The 12,616-nt window shown below is 33.5% G+C and carries 11 protein-coding genes and 1 pseudogene; 4 read left to right on the top strand and 8 right to left on the bottom strand.

Going from position 1 to position 12,616, the window contains the following annotated elements; all coding sequences use genetic code 11:
- Positions 1 to 5: 5 nt before the first annotated feature.
- The 8 genes and pseudogenes from K5I29_RS11135 to K5I29_RS11170 all read right to left on the bottom strand — a co-directional run bounded on the left by K5I29_RS11135 (position 6) and on the right by K5I29_RS11170 (position 9,373).
- The gene (locus K5I29_RS11135; protein WP_264433368.1) at positions 6 to 644 is read right to left on the bottom strand and encodes a hypothetical protein; all 639 of its coding nucleotides are present in this window, start codon (positions 642 to 644) and stop codon (positions 6 to 8) included.
- Positions 645 to 696: 52 nt separating this feature from the next.
- Positions 697 to 1,407 (bottom strand): OmpA family protein, encoded by a 711-nt coding sequence (locus K5I29_RS11140; protein ID WP_264435193.1) that lies wholly within the window; start codon positions 1,405 to 1,407, stop codon positions 697 to 699.
- 269 nt (positions 1,408 to 1,676) lie between these two features.
- Positions 1,677 to 3,317 carry a S41 family peptidase gene (locus K5I29_RS11145; RefSeq protein WP_264433369.1) on the bottom strand — a complete coding sequence of 547 codons (1,641 nt, stop codon included), beginning with the start codon at positions 3,315 to 3,317 and terminating at the stop codon, positions 1,677 to 1,679.
- 23 nt (positions 3,318 to 3,340) lie between these two features.
- Positions 3,341 to 4,177, bottom strand: a complete 837-nt coding sequence (locus tag K5I29_RS11150) for a DUF4349 domain-containing protein (protein ID WP_264433371.1) — start codon at positions 4,175 to 4,177, stop codon at positions 3,341 to 3,343.
- 55 nt (positions 4,178 to 4,232) lie between these two features.
- Positions 4,233 to 4,607 (bottom strand): ribonuclease P protein component, encoded by a 375-nt coding sequence (gene rnpA / locus K5I29_RS11155; RefSeq protein WP_264433372.1) that lies wholly within the window; start codon positions 4,605 to 4,607, stop codon positions 4,233 to 4,235.
- A 258-nt stretch (positions 4,608 to 4,865) separates the two neighbouring features.
- Positions 4,866 to 6,766: pseudogene (locus tag K5I29_RS11160) on the bottom strand (M1 family metallopeptidase).
- 81 nt (positions 6,767 to 6,847) lie between these two features.
- Positions 6,848 to 8,455, bottom strand: a complete 1,608-nt coding sequence (locus K5I29_RS11165) for a S8 family peptidase (RefSeq protein WP_264433374.1) — start codon at positions 8,453 to 8,455, stop codon at positions 6,848 to 6,850.
- 60 nt (positions 8,456 to 8,515) lie between these two features.
- Entirely contained in the window at positions 8,516 to 9,373 is an 858-nt protein-coding gene (locus tag K5I29_RS11170; protein ID WP_264433375.1) for an MBL fold metallo-hydrolase, read from the bottom strand.
- 164 nt (positions 9,374 to 9,537) lie between these two features.
- Between K5I29_RS11170 and K5I29_RS11175 the strand changes: the two genes are divergently transcribed.
- The 4 genes from K5I29_RS11175 to sufC all read left to right on the top strand — a co-directional run bounded on the left by K5I29_RS11175 (position 9,538) and on the right by sufC (position 12,568).
- The gene (locus tag K5I29_RS11175) at positions 9,538 to 9,867 is read left to right on the top strand and encodes a HesB/IscA family protein (RefSeq protein WP_264433378.1); all 330 of its coding nucleotides are present in this window, start codon (positions 9,538 to 9,540) and stop codon (positions 9,865 to 9,867) included.
- An 81-nt stretch (positions 9,868 to 9,948) separates the two neighbouring features.
- The gene (gene sufB / locus K5I29_RS11180) at positions 9,949 to 11,397 is read left to right on the top strand and encodes a Fe-S cluster assembly protein SufB (RefSeq protein ID WP_264433380.1); all 1,449 of its coding nucleotides are present in this window, start codon (positions 9,949 to 9,951) and stop codon (positions 11,395 to 11,397) included.
- Between the two features lie 30 nt (positions 11,398 to 11,427).
- Positions 11,428 to 11,751, top strand: a complete 324-nt coding sequence (locus tag K5I29_RS11185; RefSeq protein ID WP_264433381.1) for a four helix bundle protein — start codon at positions 11,428 to 11,430, stop codon at positions 11,749 to 11,751.
- Between the two features lie 79 nt (positions 11,752 to 11,830).
- A complete protein-coding gene (gene sufC, locus K5I29_RS11190) occupies positions 11,831 to 12,568 on the top strand; it encodes a Fe-S cluster assembly ATPase SufC (protein WP_264433383.1) in 738 nt (245 codons plus the stop codon).
- The last annotated feature ends 48 nt before the right edge of the window (positions 12,569 to 12,616 follow it).

Here is a 12,616-nt window from a genome sequence, read left to right on the forward strand (position 1 = left end):
TTTTTTTATTCAATTTTAATAGTTTCTGTAATTTTTATATTTTTTATTAATTCCACCATTTGCTTTTTGGCTTTGTCGTCTAAAGTTTTTGCCGAGTTATTCGTTGGTTCTACAGGTTGATAGCCATCAATAAATAAAATATATTCATCTTTAAAAACCAAAGCCTGAACTACGTTTACATTTATATTGCTTGTTTTATTGTTTATAACCATAGGTTCTACGTAGCTGTAATGTTGCACATATTCGGGCGAATTACCGTTTAAAAAAGTTTCGTTGGCTATGTTTTTTACGTTTTCTAAGCCCATCATGTTTTTACTAAAAAATTCGGCTACCATGTTGGGGTAATCGCCAATAGGTAAGTTATTTGCAAAAACGTAAAAAGTAATTTGCGGAATTAAAGCTTTGTTAGATTCTGGATGGTATTTATAAAACTCGTAAATACGCACGGGCTCATTGCGCTGCGTAATAAAACTTTTAACCGATGCAGCATTTTTAAACAATTCTTGAGGTTGAATGTTTCCTTTAGTAAATTCCCATTCTTTTAATTCTTTAGGAATTAAAATTCCGATGTTTTCTAATCCGTTCTGAGCAAATCCGGAAAAGGTTAGTAACCCAAATACAATATAAAATAAACTTTTTTTCATAAAAAACTGATTATATGGTGTTATTTTATAACGCATTATGTTTTTATTTAGTTTAAGATCGGGTAATTAAAAATTCTACCCGTTTATCTAGATGCGGATCTTTCCCAAGCGGAAACCGATTGCCGTAACCTTTAAATCGCATGCGTTTTGGATCAACTTTTTTGCTAACCAAATATTTAAAAACCGCATGGGCCCGATTGTTAGAAAGTTCTTCTTTGCCGGTATCAATATCTAAAGCTTCTTTACTGCCTTTGGTACAACAAACATGGCCTTGAATTTCGATATGAATATGTGTAAATTTATTGAGCTGAAGGGCTAATTTATTAAGCTCAATAATGGTTTCAGGGGTTAAAATACTGCGATCTATCGGAAATTGAATATTTTTTAAATAGATGCGATCGCCACGTTTAGATTGCTGGGTAAGCTCAAAATAAACTCCGTTAATTTGCACAGGATTTCCGTTTTTTAGGTTCAAAACAACATCAACACGGCGGTTATTTTTTCGAACTTCATCAAGGTTTTTTAAAGAATCAGCGGGAGCCAATGCAACTTTACCTTTACCTTGAATTTCGAGTAAAATTTTAAGTTTTACACCACCGTTGTTAAGCAACTGTTTTACTTGTTTTGCCCGTTGGTTAGATAGCGATAAATTGTAGTTTTCTGAGCCGCGATCGTCACAATATCCAAAAATAGAAATGGAGGCAACTTGAACGGTATCAATAGTTTTGAATAAATTGCAGAAGTGCTTGTTGCTGGTTTGCATCAACAGCAAATAAATCGGATTCGAAATAAATCGAAAAGTTTTGTTTTTCTTGCCCAAAAATAGGGCAGGAACAAGCAAGTAAAAAAAATAAAACAAAATGTTTCATAACCCCAATGTTAAATTTAAAAGCTATAAAAAGAACCTTTGCTTTTTAAGCAAGGCAAAAAAGCTATTTTATATAGTATAAAATAGTAAACAGCAATTAATAATTGGGGGCTTTACTAACTAGTTATTTATCCTAATAACTTAAATGTAAGGTTTTTATTGTTTTATTTTACTTTAAGGGTTTGTTTGTATAAGTTAGAATTGTTTAAAACTTCAACGCCTTTTTTAACCGTTGGGTTGTTGTGCGCGTAATACTGATGCAAACCGTTTTTGTATTGGTAACGGGTAATTAAATCTTCTAAAATAAGTTGTTTTATTTCGTTTTTGTTTTTGTCAATTTCAATTTCCTGACTGTTTTTAATGGCTTGTTGTAATGCTGTTAATTGTTGTTGCACGACATCGCTAACTTCTTCTTTTTTAATGGTAGATTCTAGCTCCATTAAAGCTTTTTCAGAATCAGATTGCAATACAATATTATGTTGTTTAATATAATTTTTAAATGCTGTAAAATCGGCGTCAGAAACAGTTTTGATTTCTGCTTTGTTTGCATTTAGGTTATAAAGCTGGGTACAAAAGTTAAAAATTACTTTTTCGTCATCTAACAATTTTACAATGTTGCTTTGTTTGTTTGCATCTACAATAAAATCGGGTAAAATACCACCGCCATCGTAAACTACACGGCCGGCTTTGGTTTTAAAAGCGGTATAATCTTTCTCGCTTATTTTTATTGCTTTTCCGTCTTTATCTTTATGCCCATAATCTAAAGCTTGAATGCAGCGGCCCGATGGCGTATAATATTTAGAAATGGTAACTTTTAACTGCGTTCCGTATGGTAAATCGATCGGGCGTTGAACCAAACCTTTACCAAAACTGCGATTGCCAACTACCACAGCACGATCTAAATCTTGTAAGGCACCTGCAACAATTTCTGAGGCCGAAGCACTTTTTTCGTTAATTAAAATAGCCAGCGGAATTTGTGTATCTACCGGTTCGTTTTGGGTACGTAAGCTTAAGTTTGATTTTACATCTTTTGATTTTGTGGTAACAATTAACTCGTTTTTATTTACAAACAAGTTGCATAAATTAACGGCTTCTTGCAATAAACCGCCGGGGTTGTTTTGTAAGTCTAAAACAATTTGTGTTGCACCTTGTTTTTTTAAAGCTACCAAAGCTTCTTTAACTTCGGCCGTAGTTTTTGCATTAAATTGAGAAAGCACAATGTAGCCCGTTTTTTTGTCGTCTAATAATTGATAAAACGGCACAGCTTTAACCTCAACATCATCTAAACTTATTTTTGTAGTTTGTTTGGTACCATTACGGTTGTACGTAACATCAATTACTGTGTTTTTGGCTCCACGTAGCAGTTGCGAAATATCTTCTTTAAAATCGACTAATTTTACATCGTTTATCTGAATAATTTCGTCGCCAGCTTTTAAACCTGCTTTATCAGCTGCAGAATCTTGAAAAGGTTCTATAACAAACAAACGTCCATCTTTACGATATAAATTGGCTCCAATCCCGGTATATTCTCCAATGGTATTAGTTTTAAATCGAATAACATCTTGTTCGTTAAAGTAAACCGTGTACGGATCTAAATTTTTAAGCATGTTTTTAATGGCATTGTCCATTAATTCGGCCGCATTGGTTTCTTCTACATAATTTTGATTTACGGCTTTATACAACGACGAAAATATTTCGAGTTGTTTGGCCAACTCAAAAAAATCATCTTTGTAGGTAAAGGCAGTAGTTGTAGTTAAAAGCGATGCAGCAATAACAGGGAATAAAAACTTATATCTTTTTTTCATTTTGCAAGATTTGAAACGTAAACTTAACTTTTTTTTTTTTTAGAACGGATTTTTTTAATGCCGTAATAAGTTAAAAAGCCAATTAGTAATAAAGGCCAAATGCTAATAATACCGAAAAATGCTGCTTGAATAAGTTCCCAACCCCAAACAAAAGAATTACTTATTTTTTTGCCAAAACTAACTGGCTGAAAATTGCCTTCGTAAGTTTTGTACACATTTATAGTAACCAAATTATAGGCTTGCATTTTATTGTAATAAGCCATGTTGTTGTTATGGTTGCGTTGTTGGCGTTCTAAATTTTCAATACGTTCGTAAATGGTTAACGTTTCGTCAATCGCAGTACTTTTTTTAAGCAATTCTTGATATTTTGTAAGTAAAATATCGTCTGAATTTAATTGATTTTTTAGCTCGTAATATTCTTTAGTAATATTGGTTATGCGGGTAGATTTTCGTTCAATTCCATCAAAATTTGCATCGCTAAACGCATCCATAAAGGCTGAATACGTGCTGCGTGGCACGTACAAAGTAAGTTGTAAAGATTTGTTAGATGTACTTTCTTCGCTTACCTCAGCTTTAGCTTGTTTAATAAGCGTTTCGATTTGCTTTTGGGCAGCTGTAAGATTTTTGGTGTTGATATAAATATCAGATTCAATAATTTGTTTGTTTACTAGATTTTGACTCGATTCTACTTTTGATTCATTTTTAACCACTTCAGGTTCAGTAAAACGTACTTCATCAATATCAGGTATTTCAGTATTTTCCATTGAAACAAGTACAACATCTTCATCTGCAAAATGTGTTTCACCATTTTTGCAAGCCATGGCTAATATTGCCAAAAACAAAAAAGCTATTTTATTCATAATTACGTTTTAAAAGCAAACGTAAAATAGCAATTAAAATGATATAAATGTAAATTTATTGAATAGCATCTTTAAATTTTGTAAACAAATCAATAGTTTTTTGTTCTATTTCTTGGTAAGATAATTTGTCTTTTGCTTGATAAAAAAACATCATAGCATATGGTTTTTCGCCAATAGCATCGTAAATAATGCTTTTATTTTTGCGATAGGTTTCGCGAAGTACGCGTTTAAAATAATTGCGTTTATTGGCACGTTTAAAGTACTTTTTAGAAACCGAAACGCCCATTTGTAGGCCTGCATCCGTTCCTTCCTCTAAAGCCACGTAAACCAAACGTAACGGATATTTAGAGACAGATTTACCTTTAGTAAACAATAAGTCAATATGTTTTTGAGTTTTTAATTTCTCTGCTTTTGGGTAATTCTGTTTCATCTCAATCGTTGCATTTGGTATGCAAAAATACGATTTTAAGCGGTTTAACTTAACAATTGGATGGAGTATTAATAAAAAAACAGAAACATATTATATTTTAAAATACAAGTTTCAACATCTGTTTGCTTTTTTATACCTGTTTTTAATATATCAGTCCGAATTACAAATACCGTATGATAAAGATTTATTGAAAACGGTTGCCAAAAGATTATTTAATATGGAATAAAAAAACCGTAAGCAAAGCTTACGGTTTTTTTATTATTGTACGTTATATACGTTGTTGTCTTTATTTACATCGGCCATCATTTGGCTTGGATCAATAATTACTTGTTTTACTTTTTTGTCTGAATTAAATTCGAACGAATAAACCGGTTGTGCCCAATCCCATCCTGTTAAAACAGTGCGTTTAAATTCTGGGTAAGGATTTGGTTTAGTCCAACGCATTAGGGTATTTGGTACATAAAATGTTTCTATAGAATCATCTTCATAAACCACAAAAATATCTAATGGCATTGGCATTAATCCAATTCTGTCTAACGTAACTTCATTAGTAAACGTTTTTGCTTTTTGGTTTGCTGTTGATTTTACGTTTGAAATGCCGTAATCAATCGTATTTGTAGTTTGAGTCCAATCTACTAAATACCAATCTAAAACAGCGCCAGAAACTTTTTCTGCAGTACGTTTAAAATCGTTTGGTGTTGGATGCGTAAACTTATAATCTTCGTAATATTTTTTTAACGTTTCCATCATTTTATCGTTCCCAATCACATAACCTAATTGTGTTAAAAAGATGGCTCCTTTGCTGTATGCTGAGATAGAATAAATTCTGTTTAACTCAAATCGGTCGGCGTGTGTAGATTGTGGTTGTTCTTTACCTGTACTAACCATATAATAATAGTTGTTGTACATAGATTGGAACGGATTTTCGTCTTCTTGGTATTTTTTCTCCATAATGGTAGCAACTGCTAAATCTGAAATGAATGAGGTAAAACCTTCGTCCATCCAGAAATGCTTACCTTCGTTTGTTGCTAGCATGTGTTGGAACCACATGTGCGCCAATTCGTGCGCTGTTACGCCAATTAAGCTTGCAATGTTACGATTTCCGGTAATTAAGGTTGCCATTGGATATTCCATTCCACCGTCACCGCCTTGAATAACCGAATATTGTTTGTATGGATATTCACCAATGGTTTGGTTAAAAAAGTTTAATAAATCTGCTGTTTTGGGCTGTAATTCTTTCCAAGTAGCAGAATATGGTTGATTTTTTTGTAGAAAAAGTGCAATTCTACATCATTTGGACCAATTAAAATATCGTGCTCAAAATCATTATCTGCACCCCAAGCAAAATCTAATACATTTGGCGCAACAAAATGCCAAGTTAATTTTTTAAGCTTTTTCGGATGTTTTACCGTAACGCCTTTATCTTGGTAACCATGACCAATTTCGTTTTTGTTTTGTAAATAACCGGTTGCACCAATGGTATAATCTTTATCAATTGTAATTTTTACATCGAAGTTACCCCAAACACCATGAAATTCACGTCCAATGTACGGATCAGCATGCCAACCTTCAAAATCGTATTCAGCCATTTTTGGGTACCATTGCGCCATTGATAAAACAACGCCTTCGTCTGAATTACGTCCTGCACGTCTAATTTGTAAAGGTACTTGCCCTTTAAATTTCATGTCAAACTTGGTAGCTTGTCCTGGTGCAATTGGTTGTGCTAAATCAACTTCTAAAATTGTTCCAACAACATGGTGTTTAACTGCAGCACCATCTTGTTTTAAATCTAAAACGTGGATGTAACCAATTTCATGAGGTTTAAGAACCGAAATTCTACTTTCTTTAGGAGCATTATCGCCTTTTGTAAAAGCACGAACCATGCGTCTGTCTGGATCTGCAATTGTTTTTAATCTATAATCCATAGCACTTCCGGGTTGGAAGGCATTAAAATACAAATGGTAAAAAACCTTTTTTAAGGTATCTGGTGAGTTGTTGGTGTAAACCAGTTCTTGTTTTCCGTCGTATTGAAAGTTTTTTACATCCATGTCGATATCCATTTTGTAATCTACATGTTGTTGCCAATACCCCGGGTTAGGATTTTTTTGCGCAAATAGCGAACCTGAGCAAGCTATTACGAGTAAAAAAATTTTTTTCATAGTTAGTATTTATTTTGTGAGTTTATAAAAAAAGCCACAAAATTTTAATTCTGTGGCTTTTAAATGTTTTGCAATATATAATTATTTTTTTGCATTCGAAACTTTCTCTGCTAAAATTACCGCGTTGTATAAGTTGATGATTTTACCTGATTTAGAAAGCTCGTTAAATGGTTTTTTGTCTTTGTTTTCACCGTATCTAACATCTTGTGTTAAAGTAATTCCAGAATCCATTAAAATCTGTTTTACTTCGGCAGCTGTTAGGTTAGGGTAGTATGAACGAATTACTGCAGCAACCCCAGCAGCATTTGGAGATGCCATTGATGTACCTTGTAAATATTCGTAGTTATTTTCTGGTGTTGTAGCATAAATTTTAGCTCCTGGTGCAAAAATATCTACATTGTTTGCTCCGTAGTTCGAGAAACCTGCAACCATATTTTCACCGTAACTTGGGTTTAAAGCGCCAATAATCATTACGTTTGATAATGTTTCTGCGGCTCCGTCGTACGAATCTGATGGGTATTTATTTACTACATCTAAATCTTTAGAATCGTTACCTGCTGCAAAAAGTACTAAAACATCTTTTTCTTCAGCATATTTTAATGCATCTTGAACCCATTCTTTATTCGGAGAATAATATTTTCCGAATGATCCGTTTAAAACTTTTGCTCCGTTATCTGCTGCGTAACGAATCGCTAAAGCAATATCTTTATCATACTCATCTCCATCTGGCACAGCACGTAAAGCCATAATTTTTACATTGCCGTTAGCAACTCCGTCACCACCTAATTCGTTACCACGTGTTTGAGCAACAATACCAGCAACGTGTGTACCGTGTTTTGCAGATGCAATTACGGGTCCGATTACGTTGTTGTTTCCGTAGTTTGTATCTGTAATATCGTCAGGATTATCGCCAACAGGCGTACGGCCATCAAACGCTACATTTAAATGTGAGTTTAATTGCGTTTCGTAATGGTTTTTAGCTCCAGTTATCTGTCCTTTAAATTCATTGTAAGGTACTTCGGCTAAAATACGGGTAAATGTATTTTTAGCTTGCGTGCTTAATTCGTCAGTTACTTCAATTTTCTGAATATCTTCTAACGTAATATCTTCCGTTTTTCCTGTTGCTTTTTCAACTACATCAATAAAAGATTGAAAAACGTTGATGCGCTCTAAAGAACCTTTTGCTTCTGCAACATCTGCTTCTAATTCAATAACCGCACGTTGGTATTCAGGATCTGCTGTGTTTCCTTTTTTAATAATACGCACGTATTCCATGTTTTCAGCATCCGAATCGCCTAAAAAGTTCCATCCGTTAATGTCATCAATATAACCGTTGTTATCATCGTCATTTCCGTTTGCTGTTTCATTTGGGTTAACCCAAATAGCTGGTTTTAAATCTTCGTGGTTGATATCAATACCAGAATCTACAATTGCAACAATAACCTCGGTTGGTTTTTTGTTTACCAATAATTCTGCATAAGCACGATCAACGCTCATTCCTGGCACTGTATCTTTTACTAAATCTAAATGGCTCCAACGTTTTAAATCGTTTTCTGCTAATGGTGCATTTTTTAAAGGTACTTTATCGTATTTATCAACATAAGTTGTTGGGAGCTTAGATGTTGTAGTACAGCTTGCTAGGGCTAATGAAAGCGCCGCGCAAATGTAAAATGGTTTAGTTGTTCTCATATATAATGCGATTAATTTTAAATAAGGTAAACATATTAGTAGCCGAAAAGTACTGTTTTGTTACAAAATATCCTCATATTTTAATATTTCGTTAAGCCTTACTCCCTTTTCGGTGTTTTGTACGGTAATAATTTCGTTATGTGCATCGTGTTCTAAAAGCAACAACCAATTTTCATTTGCTGCCCGATTTAAAAAATATTCTTTTTCACTAACGGTTAATAATGGGCGCGTGTCGTAACCCATAACGTATGGAATCGGAATATGACCTGCTGTGGCTAACAAATCGGCACAATAAGCTAAGGTTTGGTTTTTGTATTTAAAAATGGGTAGCATTTGTTTTTCGGTATGGCCATCAACAAACAAAATATCAAAACCTAACTCGCTATTTTCAAGGTAATTGTTTTCTTTACGGTTTATAAAATGCAGTTGCCCAGCTTCTTGCATGGGTAATAAATTTTCTTTTAAAAAGGATGCTTTTTCACGCGGATTCGGGTTGGTTGCCCATTCCCAATGGTTTTGGTTGGTCCAGTATTTTGCATTTTTAAATGCAGGTTCGTATCCGGTACGATCTTTATTCCATTGAATGGCACCGCCCGAATGGTCAAAATGCAAATGAGTTAAAAAAACATCGGTAATATCATCTCTATGAAATCCGTAATGCGCTAACGATTTGTCTAAGTTATGAGAACCCCATAAAGAATAATAGCCAAAAAATTTTTCTGATTGTTTATTTCCCATTCCGGTATCAACCAAAATTAGTTTATTGCCATCTTCAATCAACAAACAACGAGCAGCTAAATCAATTAAATTATTCGCATCAGCTGGGTTGGTTTTATTCCAAATGGATTTCGGAACTACGCCAAACATGGCTCCGCCGTCTAACTTAAAATTACCAGATTCTATAGGATAAATTTTCATAAATAAAGTATTAAAAAGTTAAAGTTACTAAAAACCTTATTTATCGGGCTTTTATTATAGAAAAAATTTATCAATTCATTAGTTATAAAAATGTTAGCTTTTAGATAAAGTCCTTTTTTTATAATATCTTTGCATAAAGAATATAAAGTAACCCAACAAAAACCATGATAAAAGTTTCTGAATCAGCTAGAAAGAAAGTTATATCTTTAATGGAAGACGATAACTTTGACCCATTTAACGATTATGTTAGAGTAGGCGTACATAGCGGCGGATGCTCGGGCTTATCTTACGATTTAAAGTTCGATAAAACCGTTGCTGAAGATGATAAAATTTTTGAGGACAACGGCATTAAAATAGCAGTAGATAAAAAAAGCTTTTTTTACTTAGTAGGAACAACTCTTGAATATTCTGGAGGTTTAAACGGTAAAGGATTTGTTTTTAACAACCCTAATGCTCAAAGAACATGTGGTTGTGGCGAAAGTTTTTCGTTATAATTTAAAATTGAAAATAGCTTTCAATTAAAAACTATACAAATTGTTTAAAATTTTAATTTTGAACACTTTAATTAAGAACTTATGAGTAAGTACACTGAAGAAGATTTAAAAAAAGAATTAGAAACTAGGGAATACGAATACGGCTTTTATACAGAATTAGATGCCGAAACGTTTCCGGTGGGGCTAAATGAAGATATTATTCGCGCAATTTCTGAAAAGAAAAATGAGCCAGAATGGATGACTGAATGGCGTTTAGATGCTTTTCGTATTTGGAAAGAAATGGTTGAGCCAGAATGGGCAAACGTAAAATACGAAAAACCAGATTTTCAAGCTATTTCTTACTATTCGGCACCAAAAGATATTGACCCGAATAAAACTTTAGATGATGTTGATCCGGAGTTGTTAGAAATGTACAAAAAATTAGGTATTTCTATTGACGAACAAAAACGAATGAACAATATTGCAATGGATATTGTGGTTGATTCGGTTTCGGTAGCAACAACGTTTAAAGAAACCTTAAGCGAAAAAGGAATTATTTTCTGTTCTATTTCTGATGCCATTAAGGACCATCCAGAATTAGTGAAAAAATATTTAGGAAGCGTAGTTCCAAAAACAGATAACTTTTACGCAGCATTAAACTCGGCTGTATTCTCAGACGGATCGTTTTGCTACATTCCAAAAGGCGTTCGTTGCCCAATGGAACTTTCTACCTATTTCCGTATCAACCAAGCCGGAACTGGGCAATTTGAGCGTACCTTGTTAATTGCAGATCAAGGATCGTATGTTTCGTACCTAGAAGGTTGTACTGCACCATCTCGCGATGAAAACCAATTGCACGCAGCTGTGGTAGAATTAATTGCAATGGACGACGCCGAAATTAAATATTCAACCGTACAAAACTGGTTCCCTGGAGATAAAGAAGGTAAAGGTGGGGTATTTAACTTTGTAACTAAACGTGCAATTGCTGAGAAAAATGCAAAAGTTTCTTGGACGCAGGTTGAAACCGGATCGGCTGTAACCTGGAAATACCCATCATGTATTTTAAAAGGAGAAAATTCGGTAGGTGAATTTTACTCAATCGCTGTAACCAATAACCACCAACAAGCAGATACCGGAACAAAAATGATTCATTTAGGTAAAAACTCTAAATCAACCATTATATCAAAAGGTATTTCGGCAGGTAAATCACAAAACTCATACCGTGGTTTAGTGAAAATTGGTGCAAGAGCAGAAAACGCACGTAACTTTACACAATGTGATTCTTTATTAATGGGTAACGAATGTGGTGCACATACGTTTCCGTATATTGAATCTCAAAATTCAACAGCAAAATTAGAACACGAAGCAACAACAAGTAAAATTGGTGAAGATCAGGTGTTTTATTGCAACCAACGTGGTATTCCAACAGAAACAGCTATTGCTTTAATTGTAAATGGTTTTTCTAGAGAAGTTTTAGATAAATTACCAATGGAATTTGCAGTTGAAGCTAAAAAATTATTAGAAATTTCGTTAGAAGGATCTGTAGGATAATTGAAAATGTTTTAATTTGAAGATTTGCAAATGAAAGATTCCGAAAACATAATCGTTAAACCTACCTTCGAATTTGCCTTAGCTATTATAGCTTATTGTGAAGAATTAGAAAGTAATAAAAAATTTGTAGTTTCGAATCAATTGTTAAAATCGGGTACATCAATTGGTGCAAATGTGCGAGAAGCACAAAATGCAGAAAGTAAAAATGATTTTATACATAAATTTAAAATCGCAGCTAAAGAAGTTGAAGAAACTATTTACTGGCTTGAACTTTGCAAACAAAGCCCAAATTATCCAGATTGTTCAACCTTAATTTATCAAATTGAAACCATTCAAAAATTATTAATAAGATAATAATATCAGCAAAAACAAAATAATACGAGAAATGAAATTTTCAAATTAGAAAATCTTCAAATCATCAAATTAAAAAGATATGTTAGAAATTAAAAATTTACATGCCTCTGTTGAGGATAAAGAAATATTAAAAGGAATTAATCTGGAGGTTAAACCAGGCGAAGTTCACGCAATTATGGGACCAAACGGTGCCGGAAAATCAACTTTATCTGCAGTAATTGCAGGTAATGAGAACTTTGAGGTTACCCAAGGTGAAATTATTTTAGACGGTGAAGATTTAGGTGATTTAGCACCAGAAGAAAGAGCGCATAAAGGCATCTTTTTATCGTTTCAATACCCGGTAGAAATTCCTGGAGTTTCAGTAACCAATTTCATCAAAACAGCTATTAACGAATCGCGCAAAGCAAAAGGTTTAGAAGATATGCCTGCGAACGAAATGTTGAAGCTAATTAAAGAAAAATCAGAATTATTAGAAATTGATCGTAAATTTTTATCGCGTTCGTTAAACGAAGGTTTTTCGGGTGGTGAGAAAAAACGTAACGAAATTTTTCAAATGGCTATGTTAGATCCTAAAATTGCTATTTTAGATGAAACAGATTCTGGTTTAGATATTGATGCATTACGTATTGTTGCAAACGGTGTAAACAAGCTTAAAAGCGAAAATAACGCGGTTATTGTAATTACGCACTACCAACGTTTGTTAGATTATATCGTTCCAGATTTTGTACACGTTTTACACGATGGTAAAATTGTTAAAACAGGAGGTAAAGAATTAGCTCTTGAATTAGAAGAAAAAGGATACGATTGGCTAAAATAATTAGTTTAAAAAGTTTCGGGTAGTAAGCTAAAACACAGCTTTAGCTTT

The sequence above is a fragment of the Flavobacterium agricola genome (assembly GCF_025919725.1).
Taxonomy (GTDB): domain Bacteria; phylum Bacteroidota; class Bacteroidia; order Flavobacteriales; family Flavobacteriaceae; genus Flavobacterium; species Flavobacterium agricola.

What these genes read in the sequence shown, in the direction of transcription:
- sufC (WP_264433383.1), top strand. Translation starts at nt 11,831, where the DNA reads ATGTTAGAAATTAAAAATTTACATGCCTCTGTTGAGGATAAAGAAATA.
- K5I29_RS11185 (WP_264433381.1), top strand. Translation starts at nt 11,428, where the DNA reads ATGAAAGATTCCGAAAACATAATCGTTAAACCTACCTTCGAATTTGCC.
- sufB (WP_264433380.1), top strand. Translation starts at nt 9,949, where the DNA reads ATGAGTAAGTACACTGAAGAAGATTTAAAAAAAGAATTAGAAACTAGG.
- K5I29_RS11140 (WP_264435193.1), bottom strand. Translation starts at nt 1,407, where the DNA reads ATGCAAACCAGCAACAAGCACTTCTGCAATTTATTCAAAACTATTGAT.
- rnpA (WP_264433372.1), bottom strand. Translation starts at nt 4,607, where the DNA reads ATGAAACAGAATTACCCAAAAGCAGAGAAATTAAAAACTCAAAAACAT.
- K5I29_RS11150 (WP_264433371.1), bottom strand. Translation starts at nt 4,177, where the DNA reads ATGAATAAAATAGCTTTTTTGTTTTTGGCAATATTAGCCATGGCTTGC.
- K5I29_RS11175 (WP_264433378.1), top strand. Translation starts at nt 9,538, where the DNA reads ATGATAAAAGTTTCTGAATCAGCTAGAAAGAAAGTTATATCTTTAATG.
- K5I29_RS11145 (WP_264433369.1), bottom strand. Translation starts at nt 3,317, where the DNA reads ATGAAAAAAAGATATAAGTTTTTATTCCCTGTTATTGCTGCATCGCTT.
- K5I29_RS11170 (WP_264433375.1), bottom strand. Translation starts at nt 9,373, where the DNA reads ATGAAAATTTATCCTATAGAATCTGGTAATTTTAAGTTAGACGGCGGA.
- K5I29_RS11165 (WP_264433374.1), bottom strand. Translation starts at nt 8,455, where the DNA reads ATGAGAACAACTAAACCATTTTACATTTGCGCGGCGCTTTCATTAGCC.
- K5I29_RS11135 (WP_264433368.1), bottom strand. Translation starts at nt 644, where the DNA reads ATGAAAAAAAGTTTATTTTATATTGTATTTGGGTTACTAACCTTTTCC.